The organism is Marinobacter sp. UBA3607 (assembly GCF_002375525.1).
In the GTDB taxonomy this organism is placed as follows: Bacteria; Pseudomonadota; Gammaproteobacteria; order Pseudomonadales; family Oleiphilaceae; genus Marinobacter; species Marinobacter vinifirmus.
In genome coordinates this window covers 34,936-59,075 of sequence record NZ_DFLY01000015.1, presented here as the reverse complement: position 1 = coordinate 59,075, position 24,140 = coordinate 34,936, and the positions used below count along the sequence as shown (strand labels likewise).

Sequence of the window (24,140 nt, the reverse complement as noted above, 5' to 3'; positions counted from 1 at the left end):
GCGCGCTCAGAAAACGAGCGGGATATTAGCAGGGTGGCTGCCGGCTGAACAGGCGCGGCAGGTTACGCTCCCAGCAGCACGCCGCCGGCGGCCATCACGATCACCACGCCCCAGGCCGGGAGTTTCCATACGCTTAGCAGCATAAAACCGGTCAGGCCAAGGGCAAACTCGCCGGGGCCGACGATGGCGCTGGTGAAGACCGGCTGGTACAGCGCGGCACCGAGAATGCCCACCACGGCGGCGTTGGCGCCGCGCATCAGGGCCTGGGCCCGGTGCCAGCGGCGGAAGTTGTTCCAGTGTGGCAGTACCGCCATCAGGATCAGCATGCCGGGCAGGAAAATGGCCAGCAGGGCCAGCGCGGCCCAGATAATTGGTGCAGAGGGCCCCATCACGGCACCCAGATAGGCGGCAAAGGTGAACAGCGGGCCGGGGATGGCCTGGGCGGCGCCGTAGCCGGCGAGGAATTCATCGGCGGTTACCCGGCCGGTCTGTACCACTTCCGCTTCCAGCAGCGGCAGCATCACGTGGCCGCCGCCGAAGACCAGGGCCCCGGCGCGGTAGAATCCATCAAGCATATCCAGCAGGGTGGAGGGCGCGAGCCACGCCAGTAGGGGCAGGCCGGCCAGCAGGAAGACATACAAAACAGCCGTCAGCCGGCCGGTTCCCGCCGACACTGAGATGCCGGAATGTCCGGCGGCGCCGTCGTTGGCAGAACGGCACAGCACCAGGCCCGCAAGGGCGCCGACCAGAATCGCAGAAACCTGCCCGGCAGTACCGCCCACAAACACCACCATCAGGACCGCTGCCAGGGCGATACCGGCCCGCTGTTGATCCGGGCACAGTGAGCGCGCCATGCCCAGCACGGCGTGGGCTACCACGGCGACAGCGGCCACTTTCAAACCATGGATAATGCCCTGGCTGACAGTGCCGTCCAGCAGGCTGGCGCTCAGGGCAAAGGCCACCAGAATGATGGCCGAGGGCAGGGTAAAGGCGGTCCAGGCGGCGGCAGCACCCCAGCCGCCACCACGCTGCAGGCCAATGGCAAAGCCAACTTGACTGCTTGCGGGCCCGGGCAGGAACTGGCACAGGGCGACCAGGTCTGCATAGTCCTGCTCTGACAGCCAGCGGCGCTGGGCCACAAACTCATTACGGAAATAACCCAGATGGGCCGCCGGGCCGCCAAAGGAGGTCAGGCCGAGGGCCAGGAAGGCCAGGAAGATTTCGCGAATTCGTCCTGTTGTCGAACCGGAGGGCATGGTTGCTCCTGAAAGTCCCGGTGATCAGGCCGGGAACCTGTCCCGGGTGTTATTGGCTATGCGCACCAGCATCAGCATCAACGGCACTTCCACCAGCACGCCCACCACCGTGGCCAGCGCCGCACCGGATTGCAGGCCGAACAGGGCGATGGCGGCGGCCACCGCCAGTTCAAAGAAGTTGCTGGCACCGATCATGGCACCGGGTGCGGCGATGCAATGGCGTACCTTCCATAATTTTGCCCAGCCGTAGGCGATAAAGAAGATCAGTACGGTCTGGATAATCAGCGGCACGGCAATCAGGGCAATATGCAGCGGGTTTTCCAGAATGACTTCGCCCTGAAAGGCAAACAGCAGAACCAGGGTGACAATCAGCGCCGCCGGGGTCACCGGGCCGAGGCGTTTCATAAAGACCTCGTCGTACCACTGCTGGCCGTTGCGGGCGATCAGGATGCGGCGGGTCAGGTAGCCGGCGGTGAGCGGAATCACGATGTACAGCACCACCGACAGAATCACCGTATCCCAGGGCACCTGGATGTCGGAAATGCCCAGCAGGAAAACCACAATCGGCGCAAAGGCGAACAGCATGATGATGTCGTTCAGGGATACCTGCACCAGGGTGTAGGCGGCATCGCCGCGGGTCAGGTGACTCCAGACAAACACCATGGCGGTGCAGGGGGCGGCGCCCAGCAGAATGGCGCCGGCCAGGTATTCGCTGGCCAGTTGCGGGGCGATCCAGGGCTCGAACACCACCATCAGGAAGAACCAGGCGATGGCGAACATGGTGAAGGGCTTGATCAGCCAGTTCACGATGGTGGTGATGGCGAGGCCTTTCGGCTCCTTGCGCACCCCGACCACGGCGCTGAAATCAATCTGCGCCATCATCGGAAAAATCATCGCCCAGATCAGGATGGCGATGGGGATGGACACCTGGGCGTATTCAAAGCGGGACAGGGTCTCGGGAATCGAGGGGGCGAGCTGCCCGAGGGCTACACCGGCCACAATAGCCAGTGCCACCCAAACCGAAAGGTAACGCCCGAACAGGTCCATTCCGCCTTCGGTGGCTTCAGCCGGGTTCACATCGCTGTTACTGCTCATGGGTCGCCTCTCAGATGGAACGTTGGTTCACACGCTTCGACAGTTCTTCGGCGCTTTCCTTGCGTTCGGAATAGCGGTCGGTCAGGTAATCGCTGCGGTCCCGCACCAGCAGGGTGAACTTTACCAGCTCCTCCATGACATCCACGATACGGTCGTAGTAGGCCGAAGGCTTCATCCGGTCGTTGTCGTCAAATTCCATGAACGCCTTGGGTACGGACGACTGGTTCGGGATGGTCACCATGCGCATCCAGCGGCCCAGCACCCGCAACTGGTTGACTGCGTTGAATGACTGGGAGCCGCCGCACACCTGCATCACCGCCAGGGTTTTGCCCTGGGTCGGCCGAACGGCGCCCATGGACAGCGGTATCCAGTCGATCTGGGTTTTCATGATGCCGGTCATGGCGCCGTGCCGCTCCGGGGAGCACCACACCATGCCTTCACTCCACTGCACCAGCTCCCGCAGTTCCTGAACCTTGGGGTGGCTGGCGTCTTCGGCATCGGCCAGGGGCAGTCCTTTCGGATTAAAGACGCGGGTTTCCGCACCCATGGCTTCCAGCAAGCGGGCGGCTTCTTCCACCGCCAGGCGGCTGAAAGAGCGCTCGCGCAGGGAGCCGTACAGCAGCAGAATCCGCGGGCGGTGGCTTGAATGTGTTGCGGCGAACAGGTCCGCATTGGTGGGTGTTTGGATCAGGTTGGTGTCAATGTTCGGTAGGTCGTCGAAGTTCATCATGGGGCCAGTTTGCTGTCTTTACTCTGTCACAGTTGACGGCTATTATCGCAAAAACTGAATATATGGCAACTCGAATATACGGAATCTCGCATGAAAAGAAGAGTCCTGTTTGTCTGCACCGCCAACAGCGCCCGCTCCCTGATGGCAGAAGCCTTGCTCCGGCACATGGCTGGCGACCGGTTTGAAGTGGCCAGCGCCGGTACCGAGCCCGGTGAACCGCACCCGCTCGCGCTACAGGTGCTGCAGGAAGCCGGTATTCCGGTGGACGGGCTTTACAGCAAGTCGCTGTCTGAGTTGCAGGGCCAGTACTGGGATTACGTGATCACCCTGTGTGAAAAAGCGGCCCGGGAGTGCGCCAATGTATCGTCCGGTGCCCAGCAGATTGCCTGGGACTTTCCGGACCCGGCCGAGGCCAACCGGCACGCCACCTTTGCCTTGACGCTGAAAGAGATCAGGGAGCGTATCGGCCTGTTCACCCTGGTTCATCAGAAAGAGACTAGCCTGAAACCGGCGGACTACAACCCGGTGACTGTGTTCAAGGCCATGGCCGACGACCTGCGCCTGGCGGCCCTGCTGCTGATCAAAGACCAGGGCAAGCTGTGCGTATGTGAGCTGACGGAAGCGTTTGAAGTCTCCCAGCCAAAAGTCAGCCGCCACCTGGCCTCACTTCGGGATGCCGGCCTGCTGGAAACAGAGCGACGGGGCCAATGGGTCTATTATTACCTTCATCCGCATCTGCCAGACTGGGTGGTGCGGGTTCTGGAGGAAACCGCCCGGAACAATACGGCACTGATCGGGCAGCCCCTGGCCAGGTTGCAGGCCATGGCGGACCGCCCTGCAGTGCAGTGCCCCTGATCACGAATTTACACGGATTGCGAAACTCGCAAGGAGAACACCATGAGCAAGATCAAGGTAGGTATTAACGGATTTGGTCGCATTGGCCGTTTGGCTCTGCGGGCCGCCTGGGGTTGGCCGGAGCTGGAATTTGTGGCCATCAACGACCCGGGGGCTGACACCAACACGCTGGCGCACCTGCTGAACTTTGACAGCGTGCATGGCCGCTGGAACCACGAAGCCACGGCCGATGGCGATGACATGGTGACTGACGGCCAGCGCATCCGCGTGACCCACAACAAAGCCATTGCCGATACCGACTGGTCCGGCTGCGACCTCGTGATTGAGGCCAGTGGTGTGAACAAGAAAGTTTCCGTGCTGCAGGGCTACCTGGACCAGGGTGTGAAGCGGGTGGTGGTGACCGCGCCGGTGAAAGAGCCGGGCGCGAAGAATATTGTCATGGGCGTGAACGAACACATTTTCGATCCGGCCAATGACCGCATCATCACCGCGGCCTCCTGCACCACCAACTGCCTGGCGCCGGTGGTGAAAGTCATCCACGAGAAACTGGGCATCAAACACGGTTCCCTGACCACCATCCACAGCCTGACCAACACCCAGACCATCATCGACGCGCCCCACAAGGACCTGCGCCGGGCCCGGGCCTGTGGCAGCTCGCTGATTCCCACCAGCACCGGCTCCGCCACCGCGATCATCGAAATCTTCCCGGAGCTGAAAGGCAGGCTGGATGGCCATGCGGTGCGGATTCCGCTGATCAACGCGTCGTTAACCGATTGCGTGTTTGAAGTAGAAACGCCGACGGACCGGGATACGGTCAACCAACTGTTGAAAGCAGCGGCCGAGGGTGAACTGAAAGACATCCTGGGCTACGAAGAACGGCCGTTGGTGTCCATCGACTACAAAACCGACCCCCGGTCTTCCATCGTCGATGCCCTGTCCACCCTGGTGGTCAATGGCACCCATGTGAAAATCTACGCCTGGTACGACAACGAATGGGGCTACGCCAACCGCACCGCGGAACTGGCCCGCAAGGTAGGGCTGGCCTGAGATGAGCGCTGCCATCCGCCAGTACCTGGTGATCACCGGCAACTACTGGGCCTTCACCCTGACCGATGGTGCCCTGCGGATGCTGGTGGTATTGCATTTCCATCAGTTGGGATACTCACCGCTGGAAATTGCCCTGTTGTTCATCTTCTACGAGTTCTTCGGGGTGGTGACCAACCTGGTGGGCGGCTATCTGGGGGCCCGCATGGGCCTGAACCGCACCATGAATATCGGGCTGTTTCTGCAGATTGTGGCGCTGGCCATGCTGGCGGTGCCCGCGGCCATGCTCACGGTGCCCTGGGTGATGGCAGCACAGGCGCTGTCCGGCATCGCCAAAGACCTGAACAAGATGTCTGCCAAGAGCGGCATCAAGTTGCTGGTGCCGGACGAGCAGCAGGGCACCCTGTACAAGTGGGTGGCGATTCTGACCGGTTCCAAGAATACCCTGAAGGGCGTGGGTTTCTTTCTGGGCGGTGTCCTGCTGATGGCCGCCGGCTTTACCGGCGCGGTGATCCTTATGGCAGTGGCGCTGGGCCTGGTTTGGCTGGCCAGCCTGTTCCTGCTGGGGCAGGATCTGGGCAAGAGCAAGGCGAAACCCAAATTCAGTGAGATTCTGTCCAAGAGCCGGGCCATCAACGTGTTGTCGGCGGCCCGGATGTTCCTGTTCGGCGCCCGGGACGTGTGGTTTGTAGTGGCGTTGCCGGTGTACATGGCCACGGTGTTCGGCTGGGACCACTGGAAAGTTGGCGGCTTTATGGCCAGCTGGATTATCGGTTACGGCTTTATCCAGACCATTGCGCCCAGAATCACCGGACACTCCAACGGTAAATCCGGTGCCGTGCGTTGGGCGGCAGTACTGGCGCTGGTTCCTGCCGCGATTGCCGGGGCTCTGATGGCCGGTTGGTCGGCACAGGTGGCGGTGATTGGCGGTTTGCTGCTGTTCGGGGTGCTGTTTGCCATCAACTCTTCCCTGCACAGCTACCTGATTGTCAGCTATGCCCGGGGTGATGGCGTGTCGCTGGATGTGGGTTTTTACTATATGTCCAATGCCGCCGGCCGCTTGTTGGGTACCATCCTGTCTGGCTGGGTGTACCAGGCTTATGGGCTGGAAGCCTGTTTGTGGATTTCCGCAGCCCTGGTAGCCACAGCGGCAGCGTTGTCAGTATGGTTGCCGGAACGAGCGGAGAAACCAATAGGAGAAAAAGGCTATGTCTGATTCCAATGTGGTGGTCATTACCGGTGCCAATCGTGGTATTGGTCTGGAACTGGCCCGGCACTATGCCGCTGAAGGCTGCGAAGTGATTGGCGTGTGCCGGCAGTCATCGGACGAACTGGCCAGTGTGGCGGTCCAGGTGATCGACGGCGTGGATGTCGCCACAGATGCCGGCATCGATAAGCTGAAATCCGGTCTGGCGGGCAAGCGTATCAGCCTGCTGATCAACAACGCCGGGCTGCTGCAGGACGAGCAGCTGGGCAGTATCGACTTCGATTCCATCCGTACCCAGATGGAAATCAACGCCTACGCCCCGCTGCGGGTGGCCGAAGCCCTGGCGCCTCTGATGGGGCAGGGCAGCAAGATCGCCAATATAACCAGCCGAATGGGCTCTATCGCCGACAACGACTCAGGCGGCCGTTATGGCTATCGGGCCTCGAAGGCTGCGCTGAACGCTTTCGGTAAGTCCCTGGCGGTGGATTTGAAGCCTAAAGGTATCGCCGTGGCGCAGCTGCATCCCGGTTATGTCAAAACGCGAATGGTGAACTTTGGCGGGCTGATCACGCCGGAAGAGTCTGCCAGGGGGCTGGCCGAACGCATTGCTAATCTGACCCTGGAGAATACCGGGTCGTTCTGGCACAGCAACGGTGAGGAACTGCCCTGGTGAGCCGGCTTTGACAGGGTTGTTGCTTCAAGGTGTCAGCATTGGTGTGCTGAATGAGGCATCGCTGACCGTTCCCCGCGGACAGGTGGTGTGCCTGTCGGGCCCCTCTGGCAGTGGCAAGAGCTGGCTGCTGCGCGCGGTGGCCGATCTGGAACCCCATCGCGGCCGGATTTCGCTGGATAACCTCGATCAACAGAGTGTGCCGGCACATCAGTGGCGGCGCCAGGTGGTGATGGTGCCGGCGGAAAGCCAGTGGTGGTTTGATGAGGTAAGCGCCCACTTTCCCGAGGGGGCTGGTGAGCGTTTGCCTGCCGCTCTGGGTTTCCCTGCCGAGGTGATGGACTGGTCGGTCAGCCGGTTGTCCTCCGGCGAGCGGCAAAGACTCGCGTTGTGGCGGGCCCTGGTTCTGGAACCGGACGTGCTGCTGCTGGATGAACCGACCGCCAACCTGGATAACGAATCGACAGAGGCGATCGAACGCTGGCTGTTGCAGGAGATTGAACAGCGGCAGATCGCCACCTTGTGGGTCGCCCATGATTCCGCCCAGATTCGCCGGGTTGCCAACGCTCACTATCGGATTCGGGGAGCCGCACTGGAGCCTGTCCATGGAAGTGATTGACCTGGCCTGGTGGAAGCTGGGCCTGGCGGCCTTGCTGGTACTGGCGTTGGCAGCGACAGCCTACCTGGGGCGGCTGGATATCACCCGCAGCCTGTTGGTGGCGGCCATACGAACGGTTATTCAGCTGGCTTTGATTGGCCTGGTACTGGAAGCCCTGTTTGCCTCTTCCGCCTTCTATTGGATTGCGCTTCTGGCGGCGGTCATGCTGCTGGTGGCTGGCCGGGAAGTGGTGGCGCGCCAGGGCCGGCGCCTGAAAGGCGGGTGGGCGTTCGGCATCGGCACCGGCGCGATGTTCGTGTCGTCGTTTACCGTGACCGTGCTGGCACTGGCGGTGGTGATTGGTCCGAAGCCCTGGTATACCCCTCAGTATGCGATTCCTTTGCTGGGTATGATGCTGGGCAACACCATGACCGGGGTCAGCCTGGCCCTGGATCGTCTGAATGATTCGGTCTGGCGCCAGCGGGCGGTAATCGAGAACCGGCTGATGCTGGGCCAGACCTGGCAGCAGGCACTGGAAGACATCCGTCGGGAAGCCATGCGCAGTGGCATGATGCCCTCCATTAACGCCATGGCGGCGGCTGGCATTGTCAGCCTGCCCGGCATGATGACCGGTCAGATTCTGGCGGGCAGCCCGCCCGCGGTCGCGGTTAAGTACCAGATATTGGTTATGCTGATTATTACCGTCGGCACGGGGTTTGGCGCGGTGATGGCGGTCAGTTGGGGAGGCCGGCGGCTGTTTGATGACCGGGAGCGCCTGCGGCTGGATCGTTTAACCAAACCCTGACCGGGCACCAAAGTCGCATGGGGTCTCAGTCGGGTTTCGAGCTAGGCTTGGCTTTCCGGTAACCACAAAGACAATAATATGACCAGCCTACTGCAACGTTATCCTTTGCCAGTCATTGTGCTCGCACAATTGTTCGGCACCTCCCTCTGGTTCAGTATCAACGGGGTCTGGCTATCCCTGGCCGCCGAACTCGGGTTAGCGGAATCGGATCTGGGCCGGCTGACGCTGTCTGTTCAGGCGGGTTTTATTGCCGGTACGCTTGCCCTGGCAGTGACCGGCCTGGCAGATCGTTTTGGCGCAAGCCGCATCTTCCTGGTATCGAGCCTGCTGGGCGCACTGGCGAACGCAGGCTTTGTAGCGGTGGCCGGGGTGTTTCCGCTGGACAGCCTGCTGCGATTCGCCACGGGCTTGTGCCTGGCCGGCATCTATCCCCTCGGTATGAAACTGGTGATTGCCTGGACGCCCAAATATGCCGGCGCCGCCCTGGCCTGGCTGGTGGGTATGCTGACTCTGGGCACCGCTTTGCCACATCTGATGCGAGGGGCAACATCAGGTATGCCCTGGGAGTGGCCACTGTTTGCATCCTCATGTCTGGCGCTACTGGGCGGGCTGTTGGTATTTCTGTTAGGTGACGGGCCGCACCTGCCCAAAGCCAGCGGGCGCCTTCCCCTGAGACAGGGATTGTCGGCTTTACGCCTGCCCCGGTTCCGCGCCGTGGCGGGCGGTTATTTTGGTCACATGTGGGAGCTTTACGCGTTCTGGACGCTGGTGCCGCTGTTGATCGGGCGAGAACTTCAACGGCTGGGGCAGGGTGAGGCTTTGATACCCTGGCTGTCATTTGCGGTGATCGGGATAGGTGCGGCTGGGTGTATTGGCGGCGGCCGGTTCAGTCGGACTTTGGGCAGCGAGTGGGTCGCCCGGCGGGCGTTGATGGTGTCCGGGGCCTTGTGTCTGCTCTATCCCTGGATGAACGGGTTACCGCCGGAGTTATTAATGGCTTTGCTGCTGGTTTGGGGCGTGGCGGTGGTGGCCGATTCACCGCAATTCTCTGCACTGGCGGCTGCGACCGCACCGAAAGAAACCGTGGGTTCGTCGCTGGCGGTGATGAATGCGGTCGGCTTTGGCCTGACACTGCCTGCCATCTGGCTCACCAGCGGGTTCTGGAGCGCCTGGGGTGTCTGGGTGGCGCTTTTGCTGTTGCCCGGGCCGGTGTTTGGCCTGTGGTCCCTGAGCCGAGGAAAGCCCGAGGCCTGATACACTTGCCGACTCCTTCGTCCTCCAGCTATGGATCGCCATGACCCAACGCATTCTTCTATTGTCAGGCTACGATGCCGCCAGCCATCGGCGCTGGCGAGAGCAATTGGTCACCCTGCTGCCCGGTTATCACTGGCAGACGCTGGCGCTTCCGCCCAGATTCTTCCAGTGGCGGATACGAGGTAATCCGGTGAGCTGGCTGGACGAGCCCTGCCTGCAGGAATCCTGGGACCTGGTCATTGCCACCTCCATGGTCGACCTGGCCACATTGCGCGGGTTGCACCCCTCGCTGGCAAACACGCCGTGCCTGCTTTATATGCATGAAAACCAGTTCGCCTTTCCGGTCAGCGATCAGCAGCGGGGCCGGGTAGAGCCGCAAATGGTCAATCTCTACAGTGCCCTGGCGGCCGATGCGGTGGTCTTCAACAGCGCCTGGAACCGGGACAGCTTTCTGCAAGGCGTGGAAGGCTTTCTGAACAAGATGCCGGATGCGGTGCCCGATGGGGTGATGGAAAAACTCAGGGAAAGGTCTTCGGTGCTGCCGGTTCCGATTGAAGACCGCTTGTTTATCGACCAGCCCCGGCCTGTGAACCGGGCGTGTCCGCACCTGCTGTGGAATCACCGCTGGGAATACGACAAGGGGCCGGACCGATTGTTGGCATTGCTGGAGCAGCTGACAGAGCGTGCAATGCCTTTCCGTATCAGCGTGGTGGGCGAGGGCTTTCGCAGTCGCCCGGAAGCATTTGACCGGATTCACCGGCTATATTCAGGACACATCGAACACTGGGGCTTTCTGGAGCGCCGCGCAGATTATGATCGCTTGCTGGGCCGTGCCGATATTGTGCTGACGACAGCGCTTCACGATTTCCAGGGGCTGGCGATGCTGGAGGCCATGGCTGCCGGGTGCTTGCCACTGGCACCGGACCGGCTGGCCTACCGGGAGTATGTGCCGCCGCAGTGCCGGTACGCCAGCGTTGAGTCTGACCCGGCGGCGGAAGCCCGGGCGGCGGCTGACCGGCTGGCCAGGTTGCTTGAACAACCGCCTGTTGCAGAGCCGCCGAATCCATGGCGGGCTTCAAGGCTGGCGCCCCGGTATCAGGCTCTCATCGAGCAGCTGATGTCGAAAGGTCAGTGATTCTGCTCCGGCACTTCCCGGATGCGGCCGTGCTCGTCTATGGCTACGTATACAAACAGGCCTTCCGTTACCTTGCGCGGTGTCTTTGAGCTGCGGTCCAGGGTCCAGACTTCCACCTGGATCTTCATGGAGCTGCGGCCAATGTCCACCAATTCGCAATAACAACCTACCTGGGAACCCACCCGCAACGGCGACAGGAACTCCATGCGATCCATGGCCACGGTGGCATTGCGGCCCCGGGAAATGCGCCCGGCCATGGCAGCGGCGGCAATATCCATCTGTTTGACTAGCCAGCCGGCGAACACATCGCCATTGGCATTGGTGTCTGAGGGCAGGGGAATCACCTGCAGCATCATTTCCCCGCGGGGGGCGGGTTTGTCGTCATCGTATGCTTTCATGAATGATTTGCCTTACGGAAGCTTATGAATTGTTTTCCGTGCATGGTAACGGGCTGGCCGCGCGCTGCAAGAAAATTTCGCTAATGACGGCTATATTTCAAAAGCTGTAACAAAGTTGTCACAGAGTCTCCCTAGGATGCACTCATCGGTAAAGCAGATACCAACATAACGTCCACCGATACTGGAGACATAACGTGATGAAATTGAAAGCTGCAATCGCTTCTGTTGCCCTGGCGGGCAGCATTGCCGCCGTGTCCACCCCGGCCATGGCCCGTGATACCGTCAATGTCGTCGGTTCTTCCACTGTTTATCCGTTCGCCACTGTAGTTGCCGAGCGTTTTGGCCGTAACACCGACTTCCCGACTCCGAAACTGGAATCTACCGGTTCCGGCGGTGGTCTGAAGCTGTTCTGTGCCGGTATCGGTACCCAGCACCCGGACATCACTAACGCTTCCCGTCGCATGAAGAAGAGCGAGTTCGAGCTGTGCCAGAGCAATGGCGTGAAGGAAATCACCGAAGTGAAAATCGGTGCTGACGGTATCGTTATCGCCAACTCCAAAGATGCTGGCAAGCTGGACCTGAGCCTGAAGCAGGTGTTCCTGGCCCTGGCCAAGGAAGTTCCGGATCCCAAGGGCGGCGACAAGCTGGTCGCTAACCCTTACCAGAAGTGGAGCGAGATCGACTCCAGCCTGCCGAACCTGGAAATCAGCGTGATGGGCCCGCCTCCGACTTCCGGTACCCGTGATGCTTTCGTTGAAATCGCAATGGAAGGTGGCTGCAAGACCTTCGATTTCATCAAGGCCATGCCGAAGAAAGAAATGAAGAGCGTTTGCCACAGCATGCGTGAAGACGGCCCGTTTGTTGAGGCTGGCGAAAACGACAACCTGATCGTTCAGCGCCTGGCGCAGGACAAGGACACCCTGGGTATCTTCGGTTACAGCTTCCTGATGGAAAACAGCAGCCAGATCCAGGCCGCGACCATCGGTGGCGTTGAGCCGACTCCGGAAACTATCGCTGATGAAGATTACCCGGTTGCCCGCTCCCTGTTCTTCTACATCAAGAACGCCCACGTAGGCGTGGTTCCGGGCATCAAGGAATATGCCGAGGAATTCACTACTGAAGGCGCCTGGGGCGACAACGGTTACCTGGTCGACGTAGGCCTGATTCCGAACCCGCGCAACACTCGCATGGACGTGGCCAAGAATGTGCGCAACCTGAAGCCGATGACCGGCAACGAGCTCTAAGCAGCTCCGGGTAGTCAGGGACGACGACAAAGAACGCGGGCCGGGGAGGTTCGCGTTCTTTTGTTACAACCAGATGAATAAAACAGCCGCTAAACTGGCACAATAATAAAAACGTTGAGCTGGCTTTAACTCAACATTCACACGACACAGAGAACGTTATGCAAACGGCCAATCTGTTGCCTCTGATCCTGGTGATTGCCGTCATCGCCTATGGTTTGTCCTACATGCGCTCGCGCGCGGTAGCCGAGCCCATCGGCGGTATTCGCAATCTGAAGGCGCTGCCCTTTTACTACGCGGCCCGTGCCGCTTTGTGGTGCGCGATCCCTGCGCTGATTGTCCTGGCGCTGTGGGCGGGTTTTGAAGGCAAGGTTATCCAGAACTATGTGGTGGCTTCGTTGCCGGCAGAACTTGCACCTGAGTCTGACGGGCAGGCGAGCCTTATCCTTTCGCAGATCAACAACGTGGCAGCCGACAAGCTGGATCCGCAGTTTGTACCCCCGGAAGTGGTGGGTGCGGCGGACCTTCTGGACGCCCTCAAACAGCGCAGTGCCAGCTTCAAGGCCACGCTGGTGATTCTTCTTGCGGTACTGGGCGCTGCCTATGCCTGGACCCGGGTACAACCCCACATCAACGCCCGCGAAAACGTGGAGCGCACCTTGCGGTGGATTTTCTTTGTCTGTGCGGCGGTTGCCGTGTTGACCACCGTCGGTATTGTCTTTTCCGTGATTTTTGAAACCTTCCGGTTCTTCGGCAAGGTTCCCATTACCGAGTTTCTGTTCGGCACGTCCTGGAGCCCCCAGACTGCCCTGCGTGCCGACCAGGTAGGTTCAGACGGTGCTTTCGGTATCATCCCGCTGTTCACCGGCACCCTGCTGATTTCGGCCATTGCGCTGCTGGTAGCGGTACCTGTGGGGTTGCTGTCTGCGGTGTACCTGTCTGAGTACGCAACCAGGCCGGCCCGGGCGGTGATCAAGCCGCTGCTGGAAATGCTGGCAGGTGTCCCAACCGTGGTATACGGCTTTTTTGCGGCCCTTACGGTTGCCCCGTTCATACGGGACCTGGCTGAAAGTATCGGCCTTGAAGCCTCATCCCAGAGCGCGCTGGCGGCGGGCCTGGTGATGGGTGTCATGATTATTCCGTTTGTTTCATCGTTGTCTGACGACGTGATCAACGCCGTACCCCAGACCCTGCGGGACGGTTCCCTGGCACTGGGTGCCACCCAGTCAGAAACCATGAAGAACGTAATTTTCCCCGCGGCCCTGCCGGGAATTATGGGCGGCATCCTGCTGGCGGCTTCCCGGGCCATCGGTGAAACCATGATTGTGGTGATGGCAGCAGGCCTGGCAGCCAACCTGACGGCCAATCCGCTGGATTCCGTCACCACGGTTACGGTGCAGATTGTCACCCTGCTGACCGGTGACCAGGAATTCGACAGCGCCAAGACCCTGGCCGCGTTTGCCCTGGGCATGATGCTGTTCATCGTAACCCTGGCCCTCAACGTGGTTGCCCTGAAGATTGTCCGCAAGTATAGGGAACAGTATGACTGATCAACGTTCACAGGCGGAGATTGTCCGCCAGTCACTCAAGCGGCGGTACCGCAAGGAGCGCCGGTTCCGGCTCTACGGCATGACCGCCATCGCCATCGCCTTGTTGTCCCTGGTGGTGCTGTTTACCGACATCATCGGCAAGGGCTACACCGGCTTTATCAAGACCACCATGACCCTTGAGGTGGTGCTTGATGGCGAGCAGATGTACCTGGATGACGCGTCTGACAAAGACCAGATGTCCATGGCGGACTTCCAGGCGCCCATCATAACGGCTCTGCAGAAGCATTTTCCCGAGGTGGAGGAGCGTAAGGACCTTCGGGAGCTGAGCCGGTTGGCGGGTAGCTATGCCAGCAACCAGATCAAGGACCTGCTGGCCCGGCAGCCGGAATTGTTGGGTACTACCCAGACCATGGAGTTCCTGGTGCACGACACGGTGTCGGTCTATGTGAAACATGCCGACAATCCTGCCTACAGCATCCGTTTGTCGGAACAGCAGCAGCGCTGGGTGGATGAGCTGGTTCAGAAGGGCGTGGTAGACACCGGTTTCAACGATGTGTTCTTCAGCCGGGGCGATTCCCGGGAGCCGTCCAATGCCGGTATTCTGGGCGCCATTGTCGGCTCATTGCTGACCATGGTGGTTACCCTGGTGATTGCCTTCCCGATGGGGGTTGCGGCAGCGGTGTACCTGGAGGAATTTGCGCCCCAGAACAAGTTCACCGATTTTATCGAGGTCAACATCAACAACCTGGCGGCGGTACCGTCGATCATCTTCGGTCTGTTGGGCCTGGCGGTGTTTATCGGGGTGTTCGGCTTGCCGCGCTCCGTACCGGTATTGGGTGGCCTGGTGCTGGCGCTGATGACCCTGCCCACCATCATCATTTCCAGCCGTGCGGCCATCAAGAGTGTGCCGCCCTCTATCCGTGAAGCGGCGGAAGGCATCGGCGCCTCGAAAATGCAGGTGGTACTGCACCATGTGGTGCCCCTGGCCATGCCCGGCATGATGACCGGTTCGATCATCGGCATGGCCCAGGCACTGGGGGAGACAGCACCGCTGCTGCTGATCGGTATGGTGGCATTTATCGTGGAGATTCCTGACGGTTTCTTCAGTTCCGCCACTGTGCTCCCGGTACAGATTTACCTCTGGGCCAGCAGTGCCGAGCAGGGCTTTGTTGAACTTGCCTCTGCCGGAATCATGATCCTGCTGACCTTTATGATCACCATGAATGCATTGGCCATCTGGCTCCGTAAACGTCTTGAGCGCCGGTGGTAAGGAGTTAAACCATGAACACTATGAATTCGACAGTAACCAGCAACACCGAAACCACCGCGGCGCCCGCTGTTCCCGTACAGGACGAGCGCCCGGCAGAGACGATCATCCAGGAAGGGGTCACCGTTGGCAGCCCCTACGCCGACGACCCGAAGTTCAAGCTGCGGGATGTTGAGGTGTTTTACGGCGAAAGCCGGGCCATCAAGAAGATCAGCCTGGATATTGCCCGCAACGAAGTGATTGCCTTTATCGGCCCGTCCGGGTGCGGCAAGTCCACCTTCCTGCGCTGCCTGAACCGGATGAACGACAGCATCGATATCTGTAGCGTGAAAGGCGAGTTGATGCTGGATGACCAGAACATCTACGACTCCAAGCGTGACGTGGTTGAGCTGCGGGCCCGGGTTGGCATGGTATTCCAGAAGCCGAACCCGTTCCCCAAGTCGATCTACGATAACGTGGCCTATGGCCCGCGTATTCACGGCCTGGCCAATCGTAAGTCCGACCTGGACGATATCGTGGAAGACAGCCTGCGCAAGGCTGGCCTGTGGAACGAGGTAAAAGACCGCCTGGATGCCACTGCCACCGGTATGTCCGGCGGTCAGCAACAGCGCCTGTGTATTGCCCGGGCCATTGCCGTCAGCCCCGAAGTGATCCTGATGGACGAGCCCTGTTCAGCCCTGGACCCGATCGCTACCGCCAAGGTGGAAGAGCTGATCGCGGAAATGTCCGAGAGCTACACTATTGTGATCGTAACCCACTCAATGCAGCAGGCCGCCCGGGTATCCAACCGCACGGCGTACTTCCATCTGGGCCACCTGGTGGAAGTGAACGAAACCGACAAAGTATTTACTTCGCCGGACCACGAACTGACCGAATCCTACATCACCGGTCGTTTTGGTTAAGCAGGCCCGGGAACCTTGGAGACAAAGAAAATGCCGAACAGAAAGGATGATGTATACGGAGATCACATCTCCGGTAAGTTCAACGATGAACTTAACGAGCTGAAAACCCAGTTCCTGAACATGGGGGGCATGGTGGAAAGCCAGGTGGAGCAGGCTATCCAGTCACTGGTTGACAGTGACGGCCAGCTGGCGGAAAAAGTCCGCCTTGGCGACAAGCTGGTCGACAAGATGGAAATGGACCTGGATGAAGAAGCCATCCTGGTCATCGCCCGCCGGCAACCGACAGCCCGGGACCTGCGCCTGGTGATTTCCGTGATCAAGATGGTGGCGGACCTGGAACGTGTGGGTGACGAAGCCAAGAAAATTGCCAAGATGGCCATCAAGCTGACCGAAGAAGGCCAGGCTCCCCGGGGTTACGTGGAAATCCGCCACATCGGCACCCACGTGCTCAGCATGCTGCACGATGCTCTGGATGCCTTTGCCCGGCTGGATTCCGAGCAGGCCCTGCGCATCATGAAAGAAGACAAGCAGGTCGATGAAGAGTACCAGGCTGCGGCCCGGGCCTTGCTGACCTTCATGATGGAAGATACCCGCAACATCACCCGTTGCATGATGGTGATGTGGGTACTGCGCGCACTCGAGCGCATTGGTGACCACGCCTGCAACATCGCCGAGCACGTGATTTTCATGGCCAAGGGTGAGGATATTCGCCATTCGCCGATGGAAGAAGCAGAGCGCGTCGTCGGCCGCTGATACCCAGGGCGGAATCCGGTGATATCGGGTTCCGCCCGTGATGCCTGCAATCAGGCTTGCTTCATCTTGTCAGTGTAAGGCGGCCAGCCCAGTGGCTTGCCGGCCAGCAGGTGCAAATGGATGTGGAACACGGTCTGCCCGGCATTCTCTCCGCAGTTCATCACCACCCGGTAGCCGTCTTCGGCAAAGCCCATGTCTCTGGCCAGTTTTCCGGCTACCCAGTACAGGTGTCCCACCACTTCCCGGTCGCCTTCCTCAATGTCGTTGATGGTCGCGATCGCCTTTTTCGGGATGATCAGCAGGTGTACCGGTGCCTGGGGATTGATGTCCCTGAAGGCGAGGCTGAGGTCGTCTTCATAGACGATGTCCGCCGGGATTTCCCGGTTGATGATTTTGGTGAAGATGGTTTCCGACATGAAAACTCCCTGTTCGTTGTTAAGCGTGCAAGTTGACCACTATAGACCGCCGAGACCCGGCAGACGATTGACCATTTGTTGAAGCGGTGCGGGCAGTTTGTCGTCCAGCCCCATGGCGTAGCGGGCGACGCGGTTGCGGGCGAAGGGCAGGGCACGGGCGGCGCCCAGGCCCAGGTTACGGACAAGGTGTACCGGCGGTATGGCGTTGCTGAACAGATGATAGAACAGGTCCATGGCCAGCATCATGCGTTGGTTGGCGGGCCTGCGTTGCTGTTCGTACAGGGCCAGCCAGCGCTCGCAGGCGAGGTCGTCACCACCGCGCCGGGCTTCTTTCAGCAAACCTTGCAGGCACTGGGCATCCTGGAAACCCAGGTTTACGCCCTGGCCGGCCAGCGGGTTGATGGTGTGGGCGGCATCGCCGGCCAGTACCACCCGGTTCAGGTAATAGTGCCTGGCGTGCTGGCGGGCAATGGGGAAGCTGGCACGGGCATCGATATGGGTCAGCTCCGGCAGGCGGGCGGGGAACCGTTTCTGGATCTCGGCCATCAATGCCGGTTCATCCATGGCCTTGAGTTCCGCCAGCCGGGCCGGGTGGTCATACCATACCAGCGAGCCCCAGCATTCACCGGGGAACTGTTCACCGGCGCTGTGCAGGGGTAAAAAGGCCCGCGGACCGCTGGGGTAGAAACCCTGCCAGGTGATGTCTTCTACGCTGCCCCGGTAACGCACAGAAATTACCATGGCCTGCTGGTCGTATTGATCGCGGGTAACGCCGATGCCCGCCAGGTCCCGAACCCGTGACATGGCACCGTCTGCACCAATGACCAGCTGTGCTTCCAGTTGGCTGCCATCATCCAGGGTGACCCGGGCCAGTTGTTGATCCTGCTTCAGGTCCTGCACGCTGCGGCCGGTTATCAGGGCTACGTCCGGCTCGGCTTCGGCGCTCTGCCAGAGCGCCTGCTGGGTGATGCTGTTTTCCACAATGTGGCCCAGGTGGCGGGCACCGAGCTGTTCGGCACTGAATTCCACTTCGGTCAGGGAGGGTGGCAGTAGTCGGCTCAGGGGGTTGGGGGTTTCGTCCCACACCGCAAGGCGGCGATAGGGTGTGGCGCGCATGGCCAGGATGGAATGCCAGGCTCCCAGGCTGTCCAGGTAGCGTTCGCTGCCGGCACTCAGGGCCGACACCCTGATGTCCGGGGCACTGGAGGCATCGAAGGCGCTGGGTTCGGCTTTGTCGATCAGGGCCACACGGATGCCTTGCTGACCAAGGCCGGTGGCAAGTGCGGCGCCGACCATGCCGGCGCCCACGATAATGGTGTCAAATGCTTGGTTCATATCCGGTTCCTGTCTGATGGCATCAGTTTACGCGATGCCGGGCGCCAGACAAGCGACCGGGGTCAATCCGGCGGGTTTCAGTATCCGGCCAGCAGGGTTTCCTCCCGGGGTTCCGGTCGTTTGCGGTTCTTCAGTAGCCAGGCCGGTTTCTGGGTGCCCGGGCGGGTGAAGCCTTGATTGATCACCATGGGTTGCACCAGGTTGAGGAAATCCCGGGTTTTCATGTGGATGGACTCGGTGTGGCTACCGGCGGCAAAGGCCAGCTCGGGCTGTTCGGTGAGTACTTCGGCGCAATAAACGGTCATCCCGAACAGGTTGCCGAACGGTGGCATGGCGCCCACTTCGCAATCCGGGAAACTGTCCTGGAATTCCTGTTCGTCTGCCAGTTCCACAAAGTCGGTGTCGAGAATGCGGGACAGTCTGTCCCAGCGCACGCGCCAGGTGGCGGGCATCACCAGCATGGCCATCTTGCCATCCAGTTCGATGATCACGGTTTTAACCACACGGTCACCGGCAATCTTCACATGGTGGGCGAGTTGTTGGGCAGTAAAGGCGGGAGGGTGGGACAGGCACATGTATTCCACATTGGCCTTGTCCAGGTAATCTTTTAACTGCTGTACCGGCATGTTCACAACCTCCTGACAACATGGACAGTGTTGCAGAGCCGTCTGCCAATCCCGGGCCAGGCTCCGGTAAGGCGGGGTGACTTCCCGCCTTACCGACAGCTTAGCGCAGGATCTGCAGTTTGCGAATAACCGGTTGTGTCTGTGTGACAGGCTTCCGGTCAGTCAGCCTTGTACATATGCACGTCGCGCTGCGGGAAAGGGATGGAGATACCCTCGGCGTCGAACGCTTTCTTCACGCGCTCCTGCATGTCCCAGTAGAACGGCCACAGGTCGCCGGCCTTGGTCCAGGCCCGTACGGTCAGGTCGACAGAGCTTTCGCCCAGGCCACCCACCACAATCAGCGGAGCCGGGTCTTTCAGGGCGCGCTCGTCTTCTTCGATCAGGCGCTTGCAGATTGCCTTGGCCTTGTCGATGTCGTCGCTGTAGCCGATGCCGAAGGTCATATCGCAACGACGGGTTTCGTACACGCTCATGTTGGTCAGGCTGGCGTTGGATAGCTGGCCGTTCGGGATCACCACGCGACGGTTATCGAAGGTGTCGATGATGGTGTACAGGATGCTGATTTCACGCACCGAACCCAGGAAACCCTGTGCTTCGATGGCATCGCCCACCTTGAATGGCTTGAAGATCAGGATCAGTACGCCACCGGCAAAGTTGCCCAGGCTGCCTTGCAGGGCCAGGCCCACGGCCAGGCCGGCGGCACCGATAATGGCGACGAAGGAGGTGGTGGCAATGCCGACCATAGAGGCTACGGAGACAAGAAGCAGAATCTTGAGGATGGCGCCGACCAGGCCGCACAGGAATTTGTTAAGGGTCGGGTCTTTCTTGCCCAGTTTGTTGTCCAGCACGCCGACAAAGCGATTGATCAGCCACAGGCCGACAATGAGGGTGATGATGGCCAGTACTACTTTCGGGGCGTAGGCCATAACCAGGGCGATGCCCTGGTCAATCCATTCGGACGCTTGTCCGTTGCCTAAGATGTCTTCCATAGAGAAGCTCCTTGATCGTTAGTATTTTCTGAGGTGGCTAAAACCGACAAATGATTGCCAGTGCAATATTTATCTGACAAAGAGTATATAGCAGACATATTAAATGTCAGCGTCAGAAAATGTTGCTACGCAGCGGTTAGTTATACGGATTGTGATGCTCTCTGGCATATGCCGTGATTTCATCGGGGCCGCCCCGCACCAGGATCCGGCCCTGTTTCTGGCTCAGCTGGTAATCGTACATGGGGTCGTAGTAATCGGTGAGCAGGGCTTCGATCCAGAGATGGTGGCCGCTGGTGTCGCCGGTGCGTTCCTGTTGCTCCAGGGCCTGCTCCATCAAGGCGCGAAGTTCCTGGTGGCGCGCCCCGCCCAGGCGTTTCCGGATGCGGTCGATGGCGTTCAGCAGGTAGTCCCGGAAGTTCAGCCAGCCGGCTTCTTCGCCATCCCGGGCGATGTAGTCGGCCAGCATGTGTTCCACATAGTCGGTGCGGATAATATCGACACGCTCTGCCATGGGCTGTTCCAGGATCAGCAGCGGCGATTCGCTCATGCGGGCCCGGAAGTGTTCCGGTAGCGCGCAGCGGCCGATCAGCCGGCTTTCGTCTTCCAGGTACACCGGCCCGCCTACCAGGTGGTGTGCCTTGAGCATGGCAACCGCCAGGTGGTTTTCGAAATCGATCTGGGACGGCTGCGGGGTGACTTGCCGGCCGAAGCTGGAGCCCCGGTGGTTGGCCAGGCCCTCCAGGTCGACCGGGTTGGGCAGGTCCATCAGCACCCGGGTTTTGCCGGTGCCGGTGCGGCCGCTGAGAATGCGGAAGTCTTCGCTGTCGATCAGCTGGTCCAGGCTGTCGATCAGAAAGCGTCGCAAGGCCTTGTAGCCACCTTTCACCAGCGGGTAATCAATGCCGGCGTCCTTGATCCATTGCTGGGTCAGACGGGAGCGTAACCCACCCCGAAAACAGAACAGGTAGCCGTCCGGGTGACGGGCTACGAAGCGCTTCCAGGCTTCGATACGCTGGGCTTTTACATCACCGGCGACCAGTTGGTGGCCCAGCTCGATGGCCTTGTCCTGGCCTTTTTCCTTGTAGCAGATGCCCACCCGGTGGCGTTCCCCGTCGTTCATCAGGGGCGCGTTCTCAGCGTTGGGAAAACTGCCTTTGCTGAACTCCACCGGGGCGCGAACGTCCATCAGGGGCACGTCGTTCAGGAACAGGTTGAGGTAATCGCTGGTATCGGGTCTGCTTGCCATGTCAACGGATCGCTGTTGTTCTGGGTAGGGCGGCAGTATACCGGAGTGCCGATTTCCGGGCATCCCGGCTAGTGTCCCGTCTGACTAATTCCTTAATCTACTGCTTGCCTCTGAGGACTCTGACCAAGGCGACAGTCTGCAGGTGTGGTGGTTCCACATCAAGGACTGGCAACACAGGCTCAGAGTCCTCAGAGGCAAGCCCTTCGGGAGCATCTGAAAAGCCGAATAGTGTCGTTCTGCTGTCTCGATTTGGAACCACCAAATTTTCACCAGCACGCCTAACTCTTCGGCTTTGCAGATGCTCAGTAGGTTAAGGAATTAGTCAGACGGGACACTAGGGTACAATGGCGGTTTGGACTGCCGAGAGAGCCAGCAATGACCCCGGAACACCTGAACCAGCACCTGCGCAAGACCCTGAGCCGTGGCCGTGTGGCCGCATCGGCACCGGCAGGTTGCCCGGACCTCCCCTTGTACCTGTTTGATCCCTCGGTACTGGAAGGTCCCCTGAGCCATGATGAAGCCCAGGCCGTGGTAGCTGAGCCGGCGTACTGGTCATTCTGCTGGGCCAGCGGCCAGGTGCTGGCCAGCTGGATTTTGCAGCATCCGGAGCTGGTGGCCGGCAAAGCGGTACTGGATTTCGGCTCAGGCTCCGGCGTGGTTGCCGTGGCTGCGGCGCGGGCGGGTGCGGCCCGTGCCATTGCCTGCGATATCGATCCGGCAGCGCTGGATGCTGCCGCAGCCAATGCCCGGCTTAACGGTGTGCAGGTGGAGCTTTGTGACGACTGGGCGGCGCGGCCGGAATCCCTGGACCTGGTCACCGCGGCCGATGTGCTTTATGACCCTGACAACCGGCCGTTGCTGGAGGCGTTCCGGGCGGCAGCAAGCCGGGTTTTGCTGGCAGATTCGCGGGTTCGGGATCTCGGTAACCCGGCTTATCAGCTGCAAACGGTGATTGAAGCCAGGACCTGGCCAGACCTGAACGAATTCGAGGAGTTCAACAGGGTGCGTATCTACCTGGCGGAAGGTGCAGGCTGAGAATTTTCTACGGCAGAAAAAACAAAGGGCAGCTCAAGGGCTGCCCTTTAACAGGTTTGAACCGCCATCCCGGGCAGTTCACAGTCGGAACAAGTGGTGCGTCCGTGCACTCGGGGCAACCGCCATGTTACCGTAATCCTTGCGTCTTTCCCTGATGGCCAGCGTCCGAGCCGGCAATCCAAATCGTTATCCCTTAAGCGAGGCATCCCTGTGTCCTTGCCTCTCCCCACAGTCCCTGCAGGGGTGCATCCAGTGCGTCGTCCTTTTCCCTGTCATCCTTGACGGTTCCCACTATACCAAGGCCAATCTGACAAACGTGTGACCGGCGCACACCATTTGCGGGCTTCAACTATCACATTAATAGTTTTTTCTTTGAATTCATGGCTCTGCGGGAAGTGGCTATGGGCCGGGCTGCGTCTTCGTACGTGAAGACACTGAAAGTTCCTACAGGCTTGTGAGATATCTCTTACAAGGATTCAGGCGAATCTCTCAAATCCATTTCGCGCGGCCTGCGTGTGCCGGGCCAGGGCAGCATGCCGATGGCAATCCCCAGGCTGTCTGCCAGCACATCGGCCAGGGAAAAATCCCGGTAGGGCAGATTGGCCTGGACCACCTCCAGCAGCAGCCCGAAACCCAGTAGTGCCGGGGCATACCAGAAGGCGCTCAGGCGCGGCCAGGCCAGCCGGGTAACGATGGTCAGCTCGATAAAGGCAATCAGGTGATTGACCTTGTCATTATCGGACGACGGAATCGGGTAGCTGCTGCTGGTGGTGGCCAGGTACAGAATGGCGACAACCGACACCAGCAACACGGCCTGCCACAGGCGGCGCATGTGAAGAATATGCCGGATGGTTGGCCAGAGTCGCGTCATAGGGTAATCCGAAGGTGGTTGCGTGCTGTGGGAACGAGGCTGACATGATATGCTTTGCGCCCCGTTATTGTCATGGCAGCGGAGGACCACCAGCAATGCTCAAAGGAAACTTTTTTCGCGGACTGGGCTACCTGGGGGAGGGCTTCAGGCTGATTCGCCAGCCCGGCTTGCGGCTGTTCGTGATCATTCCTGTTGTGATCAACGTCATCCTGTTCGGGCTGATGTTCTATTTCCTGGCCGAGATGTTCTCCCTGATGATCGCCGGTGCCATGGCCTGGCTGCCCGACTGGGCCTGGCTGCAAGCGCTCGATTGGTTGTTCTGGCTGCTCTACGGCGTGGTTATCCTGCTGATGCTGGCCTACGGCTTCGTGATCGTTGCCAACCTGATCGGCTCTCCTTTTTATGGTTACCTGGCCGAGTTGACCGAAAAACACCTCACCGGCCAGGAAGTCAGCACGGATGGCAGCTGGGCCGCCATCATCAAGGACATTCCCCGGGCGCTGTGGCGGGAAGTCCAGAAAATTGCCTATTACCTGCCCCGGGCGCTGGGCCTGTTTATTATCGGCCTGATTCCGGTCGTTAACCTGGTGGCAGCGGTGCTCTGGTTCCTGTTCAACAGCTGGATGATGGCCCTGCAATATGTGGATTTCCCGGCCGATAACCACCGGGTCAGCTTCCCGACATTAAGAAAAGACCTGGCAGCCAGCCGGCTTTCGGCCCTGGGCTTCGGCCTGCCGGTGGCCCTTGCGGCCATGGTGCCGGTGCTCAACCTGGTGGTGGTGCCGGCGGCCGTGTGCGGTGCGACCGCGTTCTGGGTGCGTGAAAACGATTCAAACCAACAGTAATTCAGTCAGCGGAGGTT

At 60.1% G+C, this 24,140-nt stretch carries 25 protein-coding genes; 15 read left to right on the top strand and 10 right to left on the bottom strand.

Annotated elements, in window-relative coordinates; translation table 11 throughout:
* Window positions 1–62: 62 nt before the first annotated feature.
* From chrA to arsH, 3 genes are read right to left on the bottom strand one after another with little or no spacing between them, the layout of a single operon-like run.
* Entirely contained in the window at window positions 63–1,256 is a 1,194-nt protein-coding gene (chrA, locus tag B2589_RS05500; protein ID WP_286815883.1) for a chromate efflux transporter, read from the bottom strand.
* A gap of 24 nt (window positions 1,257–1,280) precedes the next feature.
* Window positions 1,281–2,351 carry an ACR3 family arsenite efflux transporter gene (arsB, locus tag B2589_RS05495; protein WP_286815882.1) on the bottom strand — a complete coding sequence of 357 codons (1,071 nt, stop codon included), beginning with the start codon at window positions 2,349–2,351 and terminating at the stop codon, window positions 1,281–1,283.
* A 10-nt stretch (window positions 2,352–2,361) separates the two neighbouring features.
* Window positions 2,362–3,078 (bottom strand): arsenical resistance protein ArsH, encoded by a 717-nt coding sequence (arsH, locus tag B2589_RS05490; RefSeq protein WP_286815949.1) that lies wholly within the window; start codon window positions 3,076–3,078, stop codon window positions 2,362–2,364.
* Window positions 3,079–3,171: 93 nt separating this feature from the next.
* Here arsH and B2589_RS05485 point away from each other — a divergent pair, with 93 nt between their 5' ends.
* The 8 genes from B2589_RS05485 (at window position 3,172) to B2589_RS05450 (ending at window position 10,649) form a co-directional block, all read left to right on the top strand.
* A complete protein-coding gene (locus tag B2589_RS05485) occupies window positions 3,172–3,936 on the top strand; it encodes a metalloregulator ArsR/SmtB family transcription factor (RefSeq protein ID WP_286815881.1) in 765 nt (254 codons plus the stop codon).
* 42 nt (window positions 3,937–3,978) lie between these two features.
* Window positions 3,979–4,983, top strand: coding sequence for an ArsJ-associated glyceraldehyde-3-phosphate dehydrogenase (locus tag B2589_RS05480; RefSeq protein ID WP_286815880.1), 1,005 nt, complete (start codon window positions 3,979–3,981; stop codon window positions 4,981–4,983).
* A 1-nt stretch (window position 4,984) separates the two neighbouring features.
* Complete coding sequence (gene arsJ / locus B2589_RS05475; RefSeq protein ID WP_286815879.1) at window positions 4,985–6,196, top strand: organoarsenical effux MFS transporter ArsJ; 1,212 nt, start codon at window positions 4,985–4,987, stop codon at window positions 6,194–6,196.
* The gene (locus tag B2589_RS05470) at window positions 6,189–6,860 is read left to right on the top strand and encodes an SDR family oxidoreductase (protein ID WP_286815878.1); all 672 of its coding nucleotides are present in this window, start codon (window positions 6,189–6,191) and stop codon (window positions 6,858–6,860) included. Before arsJ ends, B2589_RS05470 begins: the two co-directional genes overlap by 8 nt.
* A 43-nt stretch (window positions 6,861–6,903) precedes the next feature.
* Entirely contained in the window at window positions 6,904–7,476 is a 573-nt protein-coding gene (locus B2589_RS05465; RefSeq protein ID WP_414673928.1) for an ABC transporter ATP-binding protein, read from the top strand.
* Complete coding sequence (locus tag B2589_RS05460; RefSeq protein WP_286815876.1) at window positions 7,463–8,260, top strand: ABC transporter permease; 798 nt, start codon at window positions 7,463–7,465, stop codon at window positions 8,258–8,260. Before B2589_RS05465 ends, B2589_RS05460 begins: the two co-directional genes overlap by 14 nt.
* A gap of 78 nt (window positions 8,261–8,338) precedes the next feature.
* The gene (locus B2589_RS05455) at window positions 8,339–9,514 is read left to right on the top strand and encodes an MFS transporter (protein WP_286815875.1); all 1,176 of its coding nucleotides are present in this window, start codon (window positions 8,339–8,341) and stop codon (window positions 9,512–9,514) included.
* A gap of 40 nt (window positions 9,515–9,554) precedes the next feature.
* On the top strand, window positions 9,555–10,649 hold the full coding sequence (locus tag B2589_RS05450) for a tRNA-queuosine alpha-mannosyltransferase domain-containing protein (RefSeq protein WP_273133333.1): 1,095 nt from the start codon (window positions 9,555–9,557) through the stop codon (window positions 10,647–10,649).
* Here the strand turns inward: B2589_RS05450 and B2589_RS05445 are convergent.
* Window positions 10,643–11,047: an acyl-CoA thioesterase gene (locus B2589_RS05445; RefSeq protein ID WP_094624912.1), complete on the bottom strand. Its 405-nt coding sequence runs from the start codon at window positions 11,045–11,047 to the stop codon at window positions 10,643–10,645. The genes B2589_RS05450 and B2589_RS05445 overlap by 7 nt on opposite strands.
* 197 nt (window positions 11,048–11,244) lie before the next feature.
* On the opposite strand from B2589_RS05445, the gene B2589_RS05440 reads away from it, so the two are divergent.
* From B2589_RS05440 to phoU, 5 genes are all read left to right on the top strand, one after another.
* The gene (locus B2589_RS05440; protein ID WP_414673932.1) at window positions 11,245–12,291 is read left to right on the top strand and encodes a substrate-binding domain-containing protein; all 1,047 of its coding nucleotides are present in this window, start codon (window positions 11,245–11,247) and stop codon (window positions 12,289–12,291) included.
* A gap of 158 nt (window positions 12,292–12,449) precedes the next feature.
* Window positions 12,450–13,838, top strand: a complete 1,389-nt coding sequence (gene pstC / locus B2589_RS05435) for a phosphate ABC transporter permease subunit PstC (protein ID WP_286815873.1) — start codon at window positions 12,450–12,452, stop codon at window positions 13,836–13,838.
* A complete protein-coding gene (pstA, locus tag B2589_RS05430) occupies window positions 13,831–15,108 on the top strand; it encodes a phosphate ABC transporter permease PstA (protein ID WP_232901161.1) in 1,278 nt (425 codons plus the stop codon). The genes pstC and pstA overlap by 8 nt, the downstream gene beginning before the upstream one ends.
* Window positions 15,109–15,119: 11 nt before the next feature.
* Window positions 15,120–16,007: a phosphate ABC transporter ATP-binding protein PstB gene (gene pstB, locus B2589_RS05425; protein WP_286815872.1), complete on the top strand. Its 888-nt coding sequence runs from the start codon at window positions 15,120–15,122 to the stop codon at window positions 16,005–16,007.
* A gap of 30 nt (window positions 16,008–16,037) precedes the next feature.
* A complete protein-coding gene (phoU, locus tag B2589_RS05420; protein WP_058342005.1) occupies window positions 16,038–16,760 on the top strand; it encodes a phosphate signaling complex protein PhoU in 723 nt (240 codons plus the stop codon).
* 50 nt (window positions 16,761–16,810) lie between these two features.
* On the opposite strand, the gene B2589_RS05415 is transcribed toward phoU, so the two are convergent.
* The 5 genes from B2589_RS05415 to mnmH all read right to left on the bottom strand — a co-directional run bounded on the left by B2589_RS05415 (window position 16,811) and on the right by mnmH (window position 21,372).
* Window positions 16,811–17,176 (bottom strand): histidine triad nucleotide-binding protein, encoded by a 366-nt coding sequence (locus B2589_RS05415; RefSeq protein ID WP_022988513.1) that lies wholly within the window; start codon window positions 17,174–17,176, stop codon window positions 16,811–16,813.
* A 39-nt stretch (window positions 17,177–17,215) separates the two neighbouring features.
* Window positions 17,216–18,511: an FAD-dependent monooxygenase gene (locus B2589_RS05410; protein WP_286815871.1), complete on the bottom strand. Its 1,296-nt coding sequence runs from the start codon at window positions 18,509–18,511 to the stop codon at window positions 17,216–17,218.
* A gap of 77 nt (window positions 18,512–18,588) precedes the next feature.
* Window positions 18,589–19,137, bottom strand: coding sequence for an aminoacyl-tRNA deacylase (locus B2589_RS05405; protein ID WP_058342002.1), 549 nt, complete (start codon window positions 19,135–19,137; stop codon window positions 18,589–18,591).
* Window positions 19,138–19,295: 158 nt separating this feature from the next.
* Window positions 19,296–20,126, bottom strand: coding sequence for a mechanosensitive ion channel family protein (locus B2589_RS05400; RefSeq protein ID WP_286815870.1), 831 nt, complete (start codon window positions 20,124–20,126; stop codon window positions 19,296–19,298).
* A gap of 136 nt (window positions 20,127–20,262) precedes the next feature.
* Window positions 20,263–21,372 carry a tRNA 2-selenouridine(34) synthase MnmH gene (mnmH, locus tag B2589_RS05395; protein WP_286815869.1) on the bottom strand — a complete coding sequence of 370 codons (1,110 nt, stop codon included), beginning with the start codon at window positions 21,370–21,372 and terminating at the stop codon, window positions 20,263–20,265.
* Window positions 21,373–21,747: 375 nt separating this feature from the next.
* Here mnmH and B2589_RS05390 point away from each other — a divergent pair, with 375 nt between their 5' ends.
* Window positions 21,748–22,407 (top strand): 50S ribosomal protein L11 methyltransferase, encoded by a 660-nt coding sequence (locus B2589_RS05390; protein ID WP_094624920.1) that lies wholly within the window; start codon window positions 21,748–21,750, stop codon window positions 22,405–22,407.
* Window positions 22,408–22,873: 466 nt separating this feature from the next.
* Here the strand turns inward: B2589_RS05390 and B2589_RS05385 are convergent, their stop codons facing one another.
* On the bottom strand, window positions 22,874–23,278 hold the full coding sequence (locus B2589_RS05385; RefSeq protein WP_036219163.1) for a VanZ family protein: 405 nt from the start codon (window positions 23,276–23,278) through the stop codon (window positions 22,874–22,876).
* 95 nt (window positions 23,279–23,373) lie between these two features.
* On the opposite strand from B2589_RS05385, the gene cysZ reads away from it, so the two are divergent.
* Complete coding sequence (gene cysZ / locus B2589_RS05380; RefSeq protein ID WP_286815868.1) at window positions 23,374–24,123, top strand: sulfate transporter CysZ; 750 nt, start codon at window positions 23,374–23,376, stop codon at window positions 24,121–24,123.
* Window positions 24,124–24,140: the final 17 nt, after the last annotated feature.